General features: G+C 69.3%; 15 protein-coding genes. 11 read left to right on the top strand and 4 right to left on the bottom strand.

Going from position 1 to position 16,858, the window contains the following annotated elements:
• Positions 1-84: 84 nt before the first annotated feature.
• Positions 85-840, bottom strand: a complete 756-nt coding sequence (locus tag CBM2594_RS13000) for an anti-sigma factor (RefSeq protein ID WP_116357180.1) — start codon at positions 838-840, stop codon at positions 85-87.
• Positions 837-1,436, bottom strand: coding sequence for a sigma-70 family RNA polymerase sigma factor (locus tag CBM2594_RS12995; RefSeq protein WP_116357179.1), 600 nt, complete (start codon positions 1,434-1,436; stop codon positions 837-839). The genes CBM2594_RS13000 and CBM2594_RS12995 overlap by 4 nt, the downstream gene beginning before the upstream one ends.
• A 144-nt stretch (positions 1,437-1,580) precedes the next feature.
• Between CBM2594_RS12995 and CBM2594_RS12990 the strand changes: the two genes are divergently transcribed.
• Entirely contained in the window at positions 1,581-2,192 is a 612-nt protein-coding gene (locus CBM2594_RS12990; RefSeq protein WP_116357178.1) for a ferritin-like domain-containing protein, read from the top strand.
• A gap of 260 nt (positions 2,193-2,452) precedes the next feature.
• Here CBM2594_RS12990 and ppc read toward each other — a convergent pair whose 3' ends face one another.
• Complete coding sequence (gene ppc / locus CBM2594_RS12985) at positions 2,453-5,488, bottom strand: phosphoenolpyruvate carboxylase (protein ID WP_116357177.1); 3,036 nt, start codon at positions 5,486-5,488, stop codon at positions 2,453-2,455.
• A gap of 74 nt (positions 5,489-5,562) precedes the next feature.
• On the opposite strand from ppc, the gene hemC reads away from it, so the two are divergent.
• The 10 genes from hemC to CBM2594_RS12935 all read left to right on the top strand — a co-directional run bounded on the left by hemC (position 5,563) and on the right by CBM2594_RS12935 (position 15,798).
• Entirely contained in the window at positions 5,563-6,576 is a 1,014-nt protein-coding gene (gene hemC / locus CBM2594_RS12980) for a hydroxymethylbilane synthase (protein ID WP_116357176.1), read from the top strand.
• 9 nt (positions 6,577-6,585) lie between these two features.
• Positions 6,586-8,763, top strand: coding sequence for a fused uroporphyrinogen-III synthase HemD/membrane protein HemX (gene hemDX, locus CBM2594_RS12975; protein WP_116357175.1), 2,178 nt, complete (start codon positions 6,586-6,588; stop codon positions 8,761-8,763).
• 4 nt (positions 8,764-8,767) lie between these two features.
• Positions 8,768-9,958 carry a heme biosynthesis protein HemY gene (locus CBM2594_RS12970; protein WP_116357174.1) on the top strand — a complete coding sequence of 397 codons (1,191 nt, stop codon included), beginning with the start codon at positions 8,768-8,770 and terminating at the stop codon, positions 9,956-9,958.
• A 246-nt stretch (positions 9,959-10,204) separates the two neighbouring features.
• On the top strand, positions 10,205-10,912 hold the full coding sequence (locus CBM2594_RS12965; RefSeq protein WP_116357173.1) for a pseudouridine synthase: 708 nt from the start codon (positions 10,205-10,207) through the stop codon (positions 10,910-10,912).
• A 104-nt stretch (positions 10,913-11,016) separates the two neighbouring features.
• The gene (locus CBM2594_RS12960; RefSeq protein WP_010813828.1) at positions 11,017-11,589 is read left to right on the top strand and encodes a YqgE/AlgH family protein; all 573 of its coding nucleotides are present in this window, start codon (positions 11,017-11,019) and stop codon (positions 11,587-11,589) included.
• Complete coding sequence (ruvX, locus tag CBM2594_RS12955; protein ID WP_010813827.1) at positions 11,582-12,007, top strand: Holliday junction resolvase RuvX; 426 nt, start codon at positions 11,582-11,584, stop codon at positions 12,005-12,007. Before CBM2594_RS12960 ends, ruvX begins: the two co-directional genes overlap by 8 nt.
• On the top strand, positions 12,004-12,540 hold the full coding sequence (gene pyrR, locus CBM2594_RS12950; protein ID WP_116357172.1) for a bifunctional pyr operon transcriptional regulator/uracil phosphoribosyltransferase PyrR: 537 nt from the start codon (positions 12,004-12,006) through the stop codon (positions 12,538-12,540). The genes ruvX and pyrR overlap by 4 nt, the downstream gene beginning before the upstream one ends.
• A 101-nt stretch (positions 12,541-12,641) precedes the next feature.
• Positions 12,642-13,613, top strand: a complete 972-nt coding sequence (locus CBM2594_RS12945) for an aspartate carbamoyltransferase catalytic subunit (RefSeq protein ID WP_092306784.1) — start codon at positions 12,642-12,644, stop codon at positions 13,611-13,613.
• Between the two features lie 71 nt (positions 13,614-13,684).
• Entirely contained in the window at positions 13,685-14,968 is a 1,284-nt protein-coding gene (locus tag CBM2594_RS12940) for a dihydroorotase (RefSeq protein ID WP_116357171.1), read from the top strand.
• Complete coding sequence (locus CBM2594_RS12935) at positions 14,965-15,798, top strand: lysophospholipid acyltransferase family protein (protein WP_116357170.1); 834 nt, start codon at positions 14,965-14,967, stop codon at positions 15,796-15,798. The genes CBM2594_RS12940 and CBM2594_RS12935 overlap by 4 nt, the downstream gene beginning before the upstream one ends.
• 35 nt (positions 15,799-15,833) lie before the next feature.
• On the opposite strand, the gene CBM2594_RS12930 is transcribed toward CBM2594_RS12935, so the two are convergent.
• Entirely contained in the window at positions 15,834-16,682 is an 849-nt protein-coding gene (locus tag CBM2594_RS12930) for a symmetrical bis(5'-nucleosyl)-tetraphosphatase (protein WP_116357169.1), read from the bottom strand.
• Positions 16,683-16,858: the final 176 nt, after the last annotated feature.

The following is a 16,858-nucleotide window of genomic DNA, read 5'->3' as shown; positions in this document are numbered from 1 at the left end:
GCGGCGGGCGCGAAAAATTGGGAAACGGCGATTATATCGCCCGGCGGCGGGCTGGCGGTGCCGGCCGCGTCGGCGGCGCGGGGCTCAGGGCCGGCTGTGGATCAAGGGTCCCTTGAACACCACCGGGCCGCTCGGCCCGTCGGCGTTGGGCGAGCCGCCGGCCGGCTCGATGCTGACCGCCAGCGCGGGCACCGCCGCAGGCCGCTGCGCCAATGCCAGCCGCACCTGCGGCACGCGGCCGACCAGCCCCAGCGACTGCGGCTTGCCGCCGTCCGGCAGCGCCCACAACTGCAATACCTGCTGGCCGCTCAGCCTGAGGTGATCCAGCCGGCGCACGATAAGTTCGCCTGCGCCGGTGTCCCACGACACCAGCATGGCCGGCTGGCCGCGCTCGTCGTTCAGCACGGCGATGACTTCGGCAGGGGCCGCCTCGCGCTGCTGCGCCAGGTGCATGCCGATGCCGACGGCCAGCACCGCAATCAGCGCCATGGCCGCCGCGGCGCCGCGCCAGAATACCGGCGCCGACCACAGGCGCTGCCACCAGGGGGCGTCACGGCGCAGGCCAGGGGTGCCGGCTGCGGCGGCCGGACCACGCTCCCCGGCCGCCTTCCAGCCAAGCCGCTCCTCGATCCCGCACCAGACCTTGTCGACCGGCACGGCCGCCGCCTGCAGTTCGGCCACGCCGGCAAGGCGCGCCTGCCAGCGCTGGATCGCCGCGCGCACCGCGGGTTCGTCATGTGCCAGCCGCTCCAGGCGCCGGCGCGCACCGCCGCGCAGCACGCCCAGCGCGTACTGGGCGGCGATGCGGTCGAGCAGGTCGGGATGGCTGGCCAGCTTCATGCCGCGCCCTCCATGCAGCTGCGCAGCCGCTCCAGCCCGCGCCGGATCCAGGACTTGACCGTCCCCAGCGGCGCGCGCAGGCGCTCGGCCAGTTCGGCGTGGCTCAGGTCCTGCAGGTAGGCCAGCATGATGGCCTGGCGCTGGGCTTGCTCCAGCCGCTGCAGGCAGCGGCTGAGCGCGCGCGCCTGCTGGCTGGCCTCGGCCAGTTCCGCAGGGCCGGCGGTGTCGTCGGCCAGCCAGTCGCCCAGGTCTTCGTCAAGCTCGACCGTCTGCCCGACGCGCGCCGCTGCGGCGCGGCGCAGGCAGTCCAGCGCGCGGTTGCGCACGATCGCGGTCATCCACGTCATCGGCGCGGCCAGTTGCGGCCGGTAGTCGGCCGCGTGGTGCCAGATGCTGACAAAGCTCTCCTGCACGACATCCTCCGCCCAATCGCGCCTGCCAGTAATACGCAGCGCGAGGCCAAACAGTTTCGTCGCGGTGAGGTCGTAGAGGCCGCGCAGCGCCTGGCGCTCGCCCACGGCCACGGCCTGCAGCAGCCCCTCCAGCCGGTCGGGGCTGGCGGGCGCGGCATAGGACGGCTGCGGGGAAGACGGCACCGGGACGGGTCCTTGCAAGGGGGCTTTGCCGGATTATAGGTAGCGCTGCATCCAGGCGCGCGGCGCCTGCGTAGATATCGACAGGCGCAAGCCAGGCACCCCGTCCCCGGGGCGCCACGTTGTCATCCCTCACAGGAGAACACCATGGACCGCATGTCAAAGACGCCCGCGCGCGAGCCCGGAACCATCGTCACGCTGCCGGATGCACGCCGGCGCGGCCTGCTCAAGGTGCCCGGCCTGTTCGCGCTGGGCTCGCTGGCCGTCATCACGCTCGGCGAGTCGATGCCGGCGTGGGCGCAGACGCAATCGGGCAGCACCAAGGGCGACATCGATATCCTCAACACCGCGCTGGGGCTGGAATACCAGGCGATCGCGGCCTACCAGGTGGGCGCCGAAAGCGGGTTGCTGCAAAAGCCGGTGCTGGCCACTGCGGTCAAGTTCCAGGACCACCACAAGGCCCATGCGCAGGTGCTGGCGGGCACGGTATCGAAGCTGGGCGGCACGCCGGTAACGGCGAAGAAGGCGTCGGCGTACGAGTTCCCGACCGACAAGCTGAAGACCCAGGCCGACGTGCTGCGCTTTGCCGCCGGGCTGGAGAAGGGCGCCACCTCGGCTTACCTTGGCGTGCTGCCGAACTTCCACAACCGCGAACTGACGCGCGCGGCCGGCAGCATCCTGGGCGACGAGGCGATGCACTGGGCGGTGCTGCTGCACGCGCTGGGCGAGGATCCGGTACCGGGGGCGTTCGTGGGGTGAGGCGGTTGAAGCTTGCCGAGTGGTTGCTCCCCTCTCCCGCGTGCGGGAGAGGGGCCGGGGGTGAGGGCCGGCGCATCAAAAGCCGAGGCCAGTGGGTTAACACCGTTCACCGTTGGCCTTGCTTGATGTGGTTCCTAATCAAACCGCCCCTCACCCCGTCCCTCTCCCCGTGAGGGGAGAGGGAGAACACCTTGCCTGGGCCAGCTCGGGCGGCTTGGGCGCACCCAAAACCGCTCACCTTTTCCGAGGTTTGCGGGCTGTCAGCCCGTATTGCGCAACCCCGCCGCCACCCCATTGATGGTCAGATGAATCCCGCGCCGTACGCGGATATCATCGCCATCCTTGCCCGAGCGGAAGCGCTTGAGCAACTCCACCTGCAAGTGGTTCAACGGATCGAGATACGCGAAGCGGTTCTTGATCGACCGCGCCAGCAGCGGGTTGTCCGCCAGCCGCTCCTGGTGGCCGGTGATCAGCGCCAGCATGTCGCAGGTCAGGTGCCATTCCTTGCTGATGCGGTTGAACACGTTGCGGCGCAGCGCGGCGTCGTCGCACAGCTGGGCGTAGCGCGAGGCCACGGCCAGGTCGGTCTTGGCCAGCACCATGTCCATGTTCGACAGCAGCGTCGAGAAGAACGGCCAGGTCTTGACCATGCGCCGCAGCGTGGTGACGGCCTGCTTGCGCGCCTTGTCGTCCGGTGCGCTGTCCAGCAGCGCGCGCACCGCGCTGCCGAAGCCGTACCAGCCCGGCAGCAGCAGGCGGCACTGCCCCCACGAGAAGCCCCACGGGATCGCGCGCAGGTCTTCGATGCGGCGATTCTTCTTGTCCATCAGCTTGCGCGAGGCCGGGCGCGAACCCAGGTTCAGGTCGGCGATCTCGGTGATCGGCGTGGTGGCGAAGAAGTAGTCCTTGAAGCCCGGGGTCTCGTAGACCAGGTCGCGATACGCCGTGAAGGCGCGGTCCGACAGCTGCTGCATCACGGCCTCGAACATGTCGAGGTCCCTGGGGGCGTTCTGCTGCGGCAGCAGCGACGCCTCCAGCGTGGCGGCGACCACCGTTTCCAGGTTGCGCCGGCCGATCTCGGCATTGGCGAACTTGCTGTTGATGATCTCGCCCTGCTCGGTCAGGCGGATCTGGCCGTTGACCGTGCCCGGCGGCTGCGACAGGATGGCCTGGTAGGTCGGGCCGCCGCCGCGGCCGACGGTGCCGCCGCGGCCGTGGAACAGGCGCAGCTTGACGTTGCGCTGCTCGAACAGCTGCACCAGCGCCAGCTCGGCCTTGTACAGCTCCCAGGTCGAGGTCAGGAAGCCGCCGTCCTTGTTCGAATCCGAGTAGCCGAGCATCACTTCCTGCTCGACCCCGTGGTGCGCGAGCACCGCATCGAAGCCCGGCAGGTCCAGCAGCGACTGCATGATGCCGGCGGCGTTGCGCAAGTCTTCGATGGTCTCGAACAGCGGGATCACCATCAGCTCCATGCGCGCCGGGTCGGTCTTGCTGCCCAGCGTGCCCTGCAGCATGCCGGATTCCTTCTGCAGCAGCATCACCTCGACCAGGTCCGACAGCGTCTCGGTGTGCGAGATGATGTAGTTGCGCGCCACGCGCTTGCCAAAGCGCGCGCGCAGCTCGCGCGCGGCGGCGAAGATCGCCAGCTCCTTGCAGGTCTGTTCCGAGTACGCGTGCCACGGCAGCGTCAGCAGGCGCGGCTGGCGCAGTTCGGCCAGCAGCAGTTCCAGCTTGCGCGCCTCGGGCAGCGCGGCGTAGTCGGGGGCGACGCCGGCGGCGGCGAACAGCTCGGCGATCACCGCCTCGTGCACGTCCGAGACCTGGCGCATGTCGACCGACGCCAGATGGAAGCCGAACACGGCGATGGCGCGGGCCAGCGCGTCGATGCGGTGGCTGGCCAGCGCCTGGCCGTGGTGCGCGCGCAGGGAGTCGATCACCACCTGGATGTCGGCGCCGAATGCCTCGGCGCTGTCATAGGGCTCGGCCGGCGCCACCGGGCGGCGCGTCGCGGCGTGGCCGGTCAGCGTCTTGCACGTGGCGGCCAGGCGCGCGTAGATGCCGATCAGCGCGCGCCGGTAGGGCTCGTCGGCGCGGTGCTCGGAATGGTCGGGCGAGCGCTCGGCCAGCGCCAGCAGTTCCGGGCTGGCATCGACCATCAGCATCGACATCGACAGCTCGGCGCCGAGCGCGTGGACTTCGTCCAGGTACCAGTCCAGGATCAGCTGCGCCTGCTGGCTGGCGGCGTGCTCCAGGGTTTCGGCGGTCACGTTGGGATTGCCGTCGCGGTCGCCGCCGATCCAGGAACCCATCTGCAGGAACGGCGCCAGCGGCGCGGGCTGCGTGCCCGACGCGCCGGCAGCGCCCTTGCGCTTGCGCGTGGCCGGGAACACCGCGGCGATGTCTTCTTCCAGCTCGCTCATCAGCTGCGGGATGCCACGCAGGAAAGTGGTGCGGTAGTACGACAGCGCGTTCTCGATCTCGTCGGCCACCGTCAGGCGCGCGTCGCGCAGCATGCGGGTCTGCCACAGCGTGGTGACCTTGGCGCGCAGCTGCGCGGTGTTGTGCTCGCGTTCGCGCGCGGTCATCGGCAGGTCGCGCTCGGCCAGCAGGCGGGCGATCTCGCGTTCGGCGTCCAGGATGCTCTTGCGCTGGACTTCGGTCGGGTGCGCGGTCAGCACCGGCACGATCAGCGCCTCGTCCAGGAACTTGCGCAGCTGCTTGCCGGTGACGCCGACGGCGTCGATCTTTTCCAGCGCGTGCTGCAGGCTGCCGTCCTGCGGCGGCGAGCCCGCCAGCGCATGCACGCGGCGGCGCCGGTTGTGGTGCTGGTCCTCGGCGATATTGGCCAGGTGCGAGAAATAGCTGAAGGCGCGCACCACCTGGTTGGTCTGGTCGCGCGACAGGCGCTTGAGCAGGCGGTCCAGCTCGGCGCCGGCGGCACGGTCGTTCTCGCGGCGGAAGCGCACCGCGGTCTGGCGGATGGTCTCGACCACCTCGAAGGCGGCGTCGCCTTCCTGCTCGCGCAGGCAGTCGCCCAGCAGGCGGCCCAGGAAGCGGATGTCCTCGCGCAGCGGCACGTCTTTGTCGGCAGTGCGGCGGGCGGGGGCGGCGGCGATGGTGGTTCCGTTGCTCGACACGATCGAAAGCGTGGGCTTGGTGGAGCGCTTGGCTGCGCGGGGAGCGGGGCGGGGCGGTTTGGCGCCGGTTGCGCCGATTGCGTCACCTTTGGCGGCGGACGAATCCTTGGCGGCCGCGGCGGTCTTCCGACCATTGGGCCGCGCAGCATGCTGCGTCATGCAATCTCCTCTTGCTTCTCTAAGCTTATCTAATGGCGCGGAGGGGCGATTGGGGCGCGTGCTACCATTGACGCATGTCGTCTGCCACCCCGTCTTCCGCTACCGCTGTCGTGTCTCGCAACCTTCCGCAAAAGCTCGTCATTGCCTCCCGAGAGAGCCGTCTGGCGCTGTGGCAGGCAGAACATGTGCGTGCTGCATTGCAACAATACTATCCCGCGTGCGACGTGTCCATTCTTGGCATGACCACGCGCGGAGACCAGATTCTAGACCGTACGCTGTCCAAAGTCGGCGGCAAGGGTTTGTTTGTCAAAGAACTGGAGTTCGCGATGGACGAAGGCCGGGCCGACCTCGCGGTGCATTCGCTCAAGGATGTGCCGATGGAGCTGCCGCCCGGCTTCACCCTGGCCGCGGTGATGGAGCGCGAGGACCCGCGCGACGCGCTGGTGTCGTCGGCTTATTCGTCGCTGGACGAGATGCCGGCCGGCACCGTGGTCGGCACCTCCAGCCTGCGCCGCGAAGCCGCGCTGCGCAGCCGCTACCCGCACCTGGTGGTCAAGCCGCTGCGCGGCAACCTGGACACGCGCCTGGGCAAGCTCGACCGCGGCGAATATGGCGCCATCATCCTGGCCGCCGCCGGCCTGAAGCGGCTGGGCCTGGGCGAGCGCATCCGCGCGCTGATCCCGCTCGAGGCGTCGCTGCCGGCCGCGGGGCAGGGCGCGCTGGGCATCGAGACGCTTTCCACCCGCCCGGAAATGGCCGAATGGCTGGCGCCGCTGAACCACCTGCCGACCGCGCTGGCCGTGAGCGCCGAGCGCGCCGTGTCGCGCCGGCTGGGCGGCTCCTGCCAGGTGCCGCTGGCCGCGCACGCGCGCTGGGACGGCGACCAGCTGCGGCTGGAGGCCTTTGTCGCCCTGCCCGACGGCACCCGCGCCATCCGCGCCGCTGCGGCCGGGCCGGCGGCCGACCTGGCTGCCGCCGAAGCGCTCGGCCAGGCTTGCGCGAGCGATCTGCTGGCGCAGGGCGCCGAGTCCATCCTCGCGGCGCTGGCCGATCCAGGCAATCCCGCCGCTTCCCCATCTCCTGCCTGAGGCTGCCCGATGCCCCGCCCGACCGTCGTTGTCACACGACCCGCCGGGCAGTCCCGGCAACTGACCGAAGCCCTGCAGGGCGCCGGTCTGGATGTGCTCAGCTTCCCGCTGCTGGCGATCGGCCCGGCCGCTGACGACGCGCCGCTGCGCGCGGCGCTGGCGCGGCTGGACACCTTTGCGCTGGCGGTCTTCGTCAGTCCCAATGCGATTGCCTATGCGCTGGACGCGCTGGCCGGCGTGCAAGGCACGGCCGTGGCGCGCTGGCCGGCGCAGGTCGCGGTGGCAGTGGTGGGGCCGGCCAGCGTCGCGGCGCTGGCCGAGCGGGGCATCGCCGCGCCGGCGTATCGCGTGATCGCACCGGCGGGCGCCAATGCCAACGCCAACGCCAACGCCAACGCCAACGCCAACGCCAACGCCAACGCCAACGCCAACGCCAACGAGCCGGGCCATGACGAGACCGCGCCCGATGCCGAGGCGCTGCGCTTCGATTCCGAAGCGCTGTGGGCCCAGCTCGATCCCGCCGCACTGGCCGGCAAGCCGGTGCTGATCATCCGCGGCAACGGCGGACGCGACTGGCTGGGCGACCGCCTGCGCGAGGCCGGCGCCAAGGTCGAGGCCGTCGAGGCCTACCAGCGCACGCTGCCCGAACCGAGCGCGATGCAATGGCAGGCCGTGCGCGACAACCTGCGTCCCGGCGCCGCGCCGCACGCATGGCTGCTAACCAGTTCCGAGGCGGTGCGCAACCTCGACGTGCTGGCACGGCAGCATCTGTCGCCCCAGGAAGACGCTTCGCTGCGGCAGGTGCAGTGCATCGCGCCCCATGCGAGAATCGCCGAACAGGCGCTGGCGCTGGGCTTTTCCCATATCCAGCGCGCCGCGCCCGGCGATGCCGGCCTGCTGGCGGCGTGCCTGCAGTGGGCCGATGCGCATGCCGGCCCCGCGCCGTCCAGCCTGCCAGCGCCATCCGGCCCGGCGGCAGCGAAGCCAGCCGAAGCCGCAACGCCGCCGGCCGTCAGCGCGCCTGCCGCAGTCCCTGCAACGTCAACGAAGGTCGAACGCGTGACGCAAGAAACCACGTCCTCCTCCGCTACCCCGCCGCCCGGCGCGGCCTCTGTCCACCCGGCGCAGTCCGCGCACGCGGCCCCGCCTGCCGCGGCTCGCCCCGCGCGCCGCTCCGCCGCGCTGTGGGCGCTGGTTGCCGTGCTGGTGGTGGCAACCGCCGGCGGCTTCTGGTGGCTGCAGCAGCGCGTCGACCACCTGACCGGCGAGCTGGCGCGCCGCCAGCAAAGCAACGACGCGCTGGTGCAGGAATCGCGCGTGCTGACGCGCAACGCGCAGGACACCGTCAAGGAACTGCAGGCCAAGGTCGGCGTGCTGGAGAACCAGGTCGGCGAAACCCGCGACAAGCAGGCGGCGCTGGAACAGGTTTACCAGGATCTGATGCGCAACCGCGACGACTGGGAAATCGCAGAGATCCAGCAGTTGCTGACCAGCGCCGGCCAGCAGCTGCAGCTGACCGGCAACGTGCAGGTCGCGCTGGCCGCGCTGCAAAGCGCCGACGCGCGCCTGGCGCGCGCCGACAAGCCGCAATACAACCTGCTGCGCCGCGCCATCGCCCGCGACGTGGCGCGCATGAAGGCGGTGCCCGACACCGACCTGACCGGCGCCGCGATCAAGCTGGACGAAGCCATCAACCAGGTCGACGCGCTGCCGCTGCTGTCCAGCGAACGCATGCTCGAGCGCAGCGAGGCCGATGCGCGCAAGGGCGCCGCCGTGAATGGTGCCAATGGCGCCAGCGCGCCGGCCGCGTCCAACGGCACCGGGCCGGGCTGGTTCACCCGCTTCTGGGACTACCTGCGCGAGGAACTGGCGCAGGTGATCCGCATCCGCAAGGTCGACGACGCCGAAGCCCTGCTGCTGTCGGGCGACCAGGGCTGGTTCCTGCGCGAGAACGTCAAGCTGCGCCTGCTCAATGCGCGCCTGGCGCTGCTGTCGCGCAACGAGCCCGTGTTCCGCAACGACCTGGCCGCGGCGCAGGCAATGATCGGCCGCTATTTCGATACCAAGTCGCGCCGCGTGCAGGGCGTGCTGACGCTGCTGCGGCAGGCGCAGGCCGGTGCGGTCACGGTGCAGCTGCCGACCATGGCCGAGAGCCTGGGCGCGCTGCACGCGCTGAAGAAGGAGTAAGCCCATGCGCCTTCTGTTCTGGGTTGCGGTCCTGTTTGGCGGCGCCGTCGGGCTGGCCCTGTTCACGCAGTTCAACCACAGCAATGTGGTGCTGTTCTATCCGCCGTACCGCGTCGAGCTGTCGCTGAACCTGGCGCTGGCGTTGCTGCTGCTGATCTTCTTCGTGGTGTGGACGGTGATGTCCACCATCCGCCATCTGGCCGAGATGCCGCGCCGCGCCGCCGCCTACCGCGAGCGCAGCCGCATGAGCAAGGCGCAGGCGGCGCTGCGCGAGTCGATCGAAAACCTGTTCGCCGGCCGCTTCGCCCGCGCCGAGCGCGCCGCGCGCGACGCCCAGTCGTGGGACGACCAGGCCCAGACCGCCGCGCTGATCGGCGCGCGCGCCGCGCACCGCATGCAGGAAACCGAGCGGCGCGACGCCTGGATGGCGCAGGTGACCGATCCCGAGCGCGAGCAGGCGCGGCTGGTGTCGATGGCCGAACTGCTGGTCGACGCGCGCGACGCCGACGGCGCGCTGGAAACCATCGCCCAGCTGCAGTCGCAGGGCGCGCGCCAGATCCACGTGCAGCGCATTGCGCTGCGCGCGCACCAGCACCTGAAGAACTGGTCCGAGGTGCTGCGCCTGGCGCGCTCGCTGGAAAAGCGCAACGCGCTGCATCCGGTGCTGGCGCTGCGGCTCAAGCAGATGGCGATCGAAGCCATGCTGGACGAGCGCCGCCACGACGCCGACGCGCTGTCCGAGTTCTGGCGCTCATTGTCCGCCGACGAGCGTCGCGCCACCCGCATCGCCGAACCGGCGGCGCGCTACTTTGCGGCACTGGGCCGGCAGAACGAAGCCCGCCGCATCATCGAAGACGCGCTCAAGGTCAACTGGGACAGCCGCCTGGTGCTGCGCTATGCCGATTGCGCCGTGCCCGGCCACGCGCTGCCGCAGATCCAGCAGGCCGAGAAATGGCTGGCCGCGCATCCCGCCGACGCCGACCTCTACTACACGCTGGGCGTGCTGTGCCTGGGCGAGAAGCTGTGGGGCAAGGCGCAATCCAGCTTCGAGCGCGCGCTGAAGTATGCCGACCCCGACCAGCAGCGCCGCCTGCGCGTGCGCACGCACCTGGCGCTGGCGCGGCTGTTCGAGGAAACCGAGCGCTTCGAAGACGCGCAGCGGCACTATCGCGAGAGCGCGATGCTGGCGGCGTGAGGGTTTCAGGCTGCGCGTAAAGTAACCGAATGTGTGCTCCCTCTCCCGCTTGCGGGAGAGGGTTGGGGTGAGGGCGGGCTTATCTACAGAGTCCAGGCCTGCGGTCTGCCACCGCCTGCCCTCACCCCCGGCCCCTCTCCCGCACGCGGGAGAGGGGAGCAAACCGGCAGCAGGCAAGCCGTGGCAGCAATCCGGACTCTCGCGCAGCAGTCGCGCCACCATCCATTTCTACCCACTATCCATTCCATGACACTCGACCGCATCCTCCAATCCCAAGGCTTTGGCACGCGCCGGTACTGCGGCGACCTGATCGCCGCCGGGCTGGTCGAGGTCAACGGCGAACTCTGCGAAGACCCGCGCGCGCAGTTCGACGTGGACGGCCTGCGCCTGACCGTCGATGGCGAGGAATGGGTGGCCTGCACCAAGGCCTACCTGATGCTGAACAAGCCCGCCGGCTATGAATGCTCGCAGCGCCCGCGCCATCACCCCAGCGTCTACAACCTGCTGCCGGTGCCGCTGCGCCAGCGCGAGGTGCAGGCGGTGGGGCGGCTGGACCACGACACCACCGGCCTGCTGCTGCTGACCGACGATGGCCAGTTCATCCACGCGCAGACCTCGCCCAAGCGCAAGGTGCCCAAGATCTATGAAGTCACCACCGCCGAGCCGGTCACGGCCGAGCAGGCCGAAGCGCTGCGCAGCGGGGTGCAACTGCTGGACGAACCGGCGCCGATCGCGGCGGAAGACTGCGAGATCACCGGCGAACGCAGCCTGCGGCTGACGCTGGTGCAAGGCAAGTACCACCAGGTCAAGCGCATGGTCGCGGCCGCGGGCAACCACGTCGACGCACTGCATCGCAGCGCCATCGGCGCCGTGCAGCTGGATCCGGCGCTGGCCGAGGGCGAGTGGCGCTGGCTGACGGCGCAGGAACTGGCCGCGCTGTCTGGCAAGGCATGAGCCAGCCCCGCCGCTGGCGGCGTGTCGCGAAGCGCCCGTTGCTGCACTGCAAGGCCCGCCAATCTTTTCCGGAAGACCCCCGGCGATTTGATAAAATGCAAGGCATGGCGAAGCCCGAAGCACCCATCAATCTGACCAATCAGTTCCTGATTGCCATGCCCGGCATGGCCGATCCGACCTTTTCGGGTTCCGTCGTCTATATCTGCGAACACAACGAGCGTGGCGCGCTCGGGCTGGTGATCAACCGGCCCATCGACATCGACATGGCCACGCTGTTCGACAAGATCGACCTCAAGCTCGAGATCCAGCCGGTGGCGCACCAGCCGGTCTACTTCGGCGGCCCGGTGCAGACCGAGCGCGGTTTCGTGCTGCACGACCCGGTGGGCGTCTATGTCTCGTCGCTGGCCGTGCCCGGCGGGCTGGAGATGACCACCTCCAAGGACGTGCTCGAGGCCGTGGCCAACGGCAGCGGCCCGCACCGCTTCCTGCTGACGCTGGGCTATTCCGGCTGGGGCGCCGGCCAGCTTGAGGAAGAACTCAGCCGCAACGGCTGGCTCACCGTCCAGGCCGACCCCGAGATCATCTTCAGCGTCCCGCCCGACGATCGCTTTGCCGCCGCCATCCGGCTGCTGGGCATCGACTTCACCATGCTGTCCGGCGAGGCCGGGCATGCCTGATGCCGTGGGGCGTGAACTGCCCCGCGACGGCACGGTCCTGGCATTCGACTACGGCGAAAAAAAGATCGGCGTCGCGCTGGGCAACTTCATCACGCGCGAGGCGCGTGCCCTGACCATCCTCCCCAATATCACCGTCGAAGGCCGCTTCGAGGCCGTGGCGGCGCTGATCCAGGAATGGAACCCGGTGCAGCTGATCGTCGGCATGCCGGTCAACCCGGAAGGGGGCGAGCAACCGTCGATGAAGCTGGCGCGGCGCTTCGGCAACCAGCTCAATGGCCGCTTCGGGCTGCCGGTGGAATGGGTGGACGAGCGCTATACCTCGCGCGCCGCGTCGATGGCCGGCGCCCGCCGCGGCGAGCTCGATGCCGAGGCCGCCCGCATCATCCTGCAACAGTATTTCGACCAATTCCCGCTATGACGCAGATTTCCGTTCCCGACGCCGAGTCGCTGTACCGCAAGCTGCTGGAACAGGCGCAGGCACTGATCCCCGAGTCCGAGCGCGCGCGCTGGTCGGTGGCCGGCATCTATTCCGGCGGCGCCTGGCTTGCCGCGCGGCTGGCGGCGGACCTGCAACTGCCCGATCATGGCGTGATCAACGTCGCCTTCCATCGCGACGACTACGCCAAGAAGGGCCTGCACAGCCAGGCCCAGCCGACCACGCTGCCGTTTTCGGTGGATGACCGCAACATCCTGCTGATCGACGATGTGCTGGCCACCGGCCGCACCATCCGCGCCGCCGTCAACGAACTGTTCGACTACGGCCGCCCCGCGCGCGTGGCGCTGGGCGTGCTGGTCGACCGCGGCGGGCGCCAGCTGCCGATCGCCGCCGACCTGTGCGCCACTGAAATGGCGCTGCCGCCCGGCACGACCCTGGTGCTGTCGCGCCAGGGCGAAGGCGCCGCCGCGCAGTTCGCCTTCGCCACCGAGCCCACCGATTCCGCCACCGGCTGAACCGGCACCCGGGGGCGCCCCGCGCGCCCGAATGCCCGACAGCCCGAAAGCCTGCCCCGAGACCAGCCCACCTCCCGTTTTTTGCCCGCGCCCGACCAGCCATGACCAAGACGTTCCGCAACCCGCAGCTCACCAAGAACGGCGAACTGAAGCACCTGCTGTCGATCGAGGGGTTGTCGCGTGACATGATCACGCACATCCTCGACACCGCCAGCCAGTTCGTCTCGCTGTCCGACTCCGACCGCGATGTCAAGAAGGTGCCGCTGCTGCGCGGCAAGAGCGTGTTCAACCTGTTCTTCGAGAACTCCACCCGCACCCGCACCACCTTCGAGATCGCCGCCAAGCGGCTGTCGGCGGACGTGCTGAACCTGAACATCAACGCCTCGTCGACCAGCAAGGGCGAGTCGCTGCTGGACACCATCAACAACCTGTCGGCAATGTCCGCCGACATGTTCGTGGTGCGCCATGCCAGCTCGGGCGCGCCCTACCTGATCGCAGAACATGTGGCCCCGCACGTGCACGTGATCAACGCGGGCGACGGCCGCCATGCCCACCCGACGCAGGGCCTGCTGGACATGTACACCATCCGGCATTTCAAGAAGGACTTCACCAACCTGACGGTGGCCATCGTCGGCGACATCCTGCACTCGCGCGTGGCGCGCTCCGACATCCACGCGCTGACCACGCTGGGCGTGCCCGAAGTGCGCGCCATCGGTCCGCGCACGCTGCTGCCGTCCGGGCTGGAGCAGATGGGCGTGCGCGTGTTCCACAGCATGGAAGAGGGCCTCAAGGGTGTCGACGTGGTGATCATGCTGCGGCTGCAGAACGAACGCATGAGCGGCGCGCTGCTGCCCTCGGCGCAGGAATACTTCAAGGCCTACGGCCTGACGCCCGAGCGCCTGGCGCTGGCCAGGCCCGACGCCATCGTGATGCACCCGGGACCGATGAACCGCGGCGTCGAGATCGACTCCGCCGTGGCCGACGGCCCGCAGTCGGTGATCCTGAACCAGGTGACCTTCGGCATCGCCGTGCGCATGGCGGTGATGGGCATCGTTGCCGGGAACAACGACTGATGCCGGCCAGCTTGACCCCGCACGCAAGCCAGAACATACCGAACCCGCCAAGCGACACGACAAGCCAAGCTATGAAGATCCACATCAAGGGCGGCCGCCTGATCGACCCCGCCAGCAACACCGACGCCGCGCAGGACCTTTACATCGCCGCCGGCAAGGTCGTCGGCGTGGGCAGCGCCCCGGCCGACTTCACCGCCAACAAGGTCATCGACGCCAGCGGCCTGATCGTGTGCCCTGGCCTGGTCGACCTGTCCGCGCGGCTGCGCGAGCCCGGCTACGAATACAAGGCCACGCTCGAATCCGAAGTGGCCGCCGCCACCGCCGGCGGCGTGACCAGCCTGGTGTGCCCGCCCGACACCGACCCGGTGCTCGACGAGCCCGGCCTGGTCGAGATGCTGAAGTTCCGCGCCCGCACCCTGAACCAGACCCACGTCTATCCGCTCGGCGCGCTGACGCTGGGCCTGAAGGGCGAGACCCTGACCGAGATGGGCCAGCTGACCGAGGCCGGCTGCGTCGGCTTCAGCCAGGCCGAGGCGCCGGTGCGCAACACCCAGGTGCTGCTGCGCGCGCTGCAATACGCGCAGACCTTCGGCTTCACCGTGTGGCTGCGCCCGGAAGACCCGTTCCTCGGCGGCGGCGTCGCCGCCAGCGGCGCGGTGGCATCGCGGCTGGGCCTGTCCGGCGTGTCGGTCATCGCCGAGACCGTGCGCCTGCACACCATCTTCGAACTGATGCGCAGCACCGGCGCCCGCGTCCACCTGTGCCGGCTGTCGTCCGCCGCCGGGCTGGAGCTGGTGCGCCAGGCCAAGCGCGAAGGCCTGAAAGTGACCTGCGACGTCAATATCCACCACGTCTCGCTGACCGACATGGATATCGGCTACTTCAATTCGCAGATGCGCTTTTCGCCGCCGCTGCGCAGCCCGCGCGACCGCGACGCCATCGTTACCGCACTGGCCGACGGCACCATCGACGCGCTGTGCTCGGACCATACGCCGGTCGACGACGACGAGAAGCTGCTGCCCTTCGCCGAGGCCTCGCCCGGCGCAACCGGCCTGGAACTGCTGCTGCCGCTGACCCTGCGCTGGGCCAGCGAGCACAAGGTCCCGCTGGCGCAGGCGCTGGCCCGCATCACCGCCGAGCCCGCCCGCGTGATCGGCCTCAAGGCCGGCACCCTGGCCGTCGGCAGCGCCGCCGATGTATGCGTATTCGATCCGAAGCAAGTGTGGAAGGTCGAGCGCCGCTCGCTCAAGAGCCAGGGCAAGAACTCGCCGTGGCTCGGCTACGAAATGGAAGGCAAGGTCCGCATGACCCTGGTCGGCGGACAAGTCGTCTACGGCAACCACGCCCAGGCATGATCTGGCTGCGCAAGACCGCACTGGTCCTGCACCTGCTGCGCGGGTTGCTGACCTGCGCCTTGCTGTTCCCATGGCTGGGCGTGCGCTCGCGCGAGTGGCATATCCGCCGCTGGTCGCGGCGGTTGTTGCGCATCTGCGGGGTGGAAGTGGAAGTGGTCGACGCCACCGGGGTTGCGCACACCGGCGCGGCGCGGCAGGGGGCGATGGTGGTGTCCAACCATATCTCCTGGCTGGACATCTACGTCATCCACAGCTGGCAGCCGGTGCGCTTCGTCGCCAAGTCCGAGATCCGTAGCTGGCCGCTGATCGGCTGGCTGTGCGACAAGACCGGCACCATCTTTATCGAACGTGGGCGCAAGCGGGATGCGCATCGGGTGCTGCATGACATTACGGATGTGATGCTGCAGGGGGATTTGGTGGGGGTGTTTCCTGAAGGAACGACCACCGACGGAACCTCGGTGCTGCCGTTCCATGCCAACCTGTTGCAGGCGCCGATTTCGGGCGGGCTGCCGGTACAGCCGCTGGGCTTGAACTACCTCGACGCGGCCACTGGCCAGCCCACGCTGGCCGCCGCCTATATCGGCGACACCACGCTGCTGCAGTCGCTCGAAGCGGTCTTGCGTGCGCCGCCGATCAAGGCGCGGCTGGTGATCGGGCCGGCGCTGATGCCGGCCTCGGGAGACCGCCGCGATCTGGCGGCTTCGGCGAGAGAAGTCGTCGCTTATCTCAGCCAGGGCGCGGCGGAGCACGCCGCCACGGTAGCCCAGCGGCTGAACCAACCCCAAGAGCCCGCCAGCGCGCCGCAGCCAGCGTCCGCTGCCATCGGTTAGCCGTCCTGTCGTCCCCGCCAACGCGGGATAGCGATTCAGGCCAGGGGATCGCAATATTGCGGGCAATCCACCTGGATGACAGTGCGCTCGGCAGGGTTCTGCGCCAGTCGCGCCGCCGTCAGTTTGCCACCCCAGACGCACCCCGTATCCAGCGCCATCAGGTTCGGCCGCATGACCAGGCCCAGCGTCGACCAGTGGCCGCAGACCACCGTCACGTCCTCGGTGCGCCGCCCCGGCACGTCGAACCAGGGCATGAACCCTTCCGGCGCCTTGCCCGGGCCATCCTTGGTCTTGAAGTCCATCACCCCGTTGGGCGTGCAGTAGCGCAGCCGGGTGAGGGCATTGACGACCACGCGGTGACGGTCGATGCCGCGTAGGCCGTCGTGCCAGCGGTCGGGAGTGTTGCCGAAGATGTCGGCGAGGAAGCCTTGCCAGTTGGGGCCCTGTAGTTGTTCTTCGATTTCGTGGGAGAGCTCGATTACCTGTGCGGCGGTCCATTGGGGGAGGACGCCGGCGTGGACCAGGAGAAAGTTGTTTTCCAGCAGGGCCAAGGGGCGGTGGCGGAGCCAGGTAAGCAAGTCGTCACGGTCGGGGGCAGTGAGGATGTCGTCGAGGGTGTCGTGGCGGCCTTTCTTGCGGACGCCGGAGGCTACGGCGAGCAGGTGAATGTCGTGGTTGCCGAGGACGGTTTCCGCGCGCTCACCCATGGCGCGGATAGTGCGCAGGGTCTGCAGGGAACCGGGGCCCCGGTTGACGAGATCGCCGACCAGGCGCACCGCTGGCTGCGCCGGCAGGTGAACCAGCAGGGCGTCCAGGGAGGGCGCGCAACCCTGCAGGTCACCGATGGCGTAAAGTGATGAATGGGTAACGTTATTGTTGGGCATCTGGTCCTGTCAGAACAAATTCGCTTCTATTTGTAGTTTTGTGACCGATATACCGTGGCGCGGTTACATGAGGCTACAAAAAGGCGCCGCAGCCACGTAGGCTAGGGCATTCCGTCGGATAGAATACCGCCACTTCTGCAGGCACTTACGGCCCCGCCGTCCAAAAAGAGGACAAG

Source organism: Cupriavidus taiwanensis, assembly GCF_900249755.1.
Classification (GTDB): Bacteria; Pseudomonadota; Gammaproteobacteria; order Burkholderiales; family Burkholderiaceae; genus Cupriavidus; species Cupriavidus taiwanensis_D.
This window is presented reverse-complemented; position numbering and strand designations above follow the sequence as displayed.

Excerpts from the sequence above, each read along its gene's own strand:
- CBM2594_RS13000 (WP_116357180.1), bottom strand. The coding sequence starts at position 840 with ATGAAGCTGGCCAGCCATCCCGACCTGCTCGACCGCATCGCCGCCCAG.
- CBM2594_RS12990 (WP_116357178.1), top strand. The coding sequence starts at position 1,581 with ATGGACCGCATGTCAAAGACGCCCGCGCGCGAGCCCGGAACCATCGTC.
- ppc (WP_116357177.1), bottom strand. The coding sequence starts at position 5,488 with ATGACGCAGCATGCTGCGCGGCCCAATGGTCGGAAGACCGCCGCGGCC.
- hemC (WP_116357176.1), top strand. The coding sequence starts at position 5,563 with ATGTCGTCTGCCACCCCGTCTTCCGCTACCGCTGTCGTGTCTCGCAAC.
- hemDX (WP_116357175.1), top strand. The coding sequence starts at position 6,586 with ATGCCCCGCCCGACCGTCGTTGTCACACGACCCGCCGGGCAGTCCCGG.
- CBM2594_RS12970 (WP_116357174.1), top strand. The coding sequence starts at position 8,768 with ATGCGCCTTCTGTTCTGGGTTGCGGTCCTGTTTGGCGGCGCCGTCGGG.
- CBM2594_RS12965 (WP_116357173.1), top strand. The coding sequence starts at position 10,205 with ATGACACTCGACCGCATCCTCCAATCCCAAGGCTTTGGCACGCGCCGG.
- CBM2594_RS12960 (WP_010813828.1), top strand. The coding sequence starts at position 11,017 with ATGGCGAAGCCCGAAGCACCCATCAATCTGACCAATCAGTTCCTGATT.
- ruvX (WP_010813827.1), top strand. The coding sequence starts at position 11,582 with ATGCCTGATGCCGTGGGGCGTGAACTGCCCCGCGACGGCACGGTCCTG.
- pyrR (WP_116357172.1), top strand. The coding sequence starts at position 12,004 with ATGACGCAGATTTCCGTTCCCGACGCCGAGTCGCTGTACCGCAAGCTG.
- CBM2594_RS12945 (WP_092306784.1), top strand. The coding sequence starts at position 12,642 with ATGACCAAGACGTTCCGCAACCCGCAGCTCACCAAGAACGGCGAACTG.
- CBM2594_RS12940 (WP_116357171.1), top strand. The coding sequence starts at position 13,685 with ATGAAGATCCACATCAAGGGCGGCCGCCTGATCGACCCCGCCAGCAAC.
- CBM2594_RS12935 (WP_116357170.1), top strand. The coding sequence starts at position 14,965 with ATGATCTGGCTGCGCAAGACCGCACTGGTCCTGCACCTGCTGCGCGGG.
- CBM2594_RS12930 (WP_116357169.1), bottom strand. The coding sequence starts at position 16,682 with ATGCCCAACAATAACGTTACCCATTCATCACTTTACGCCATCGGTGAC.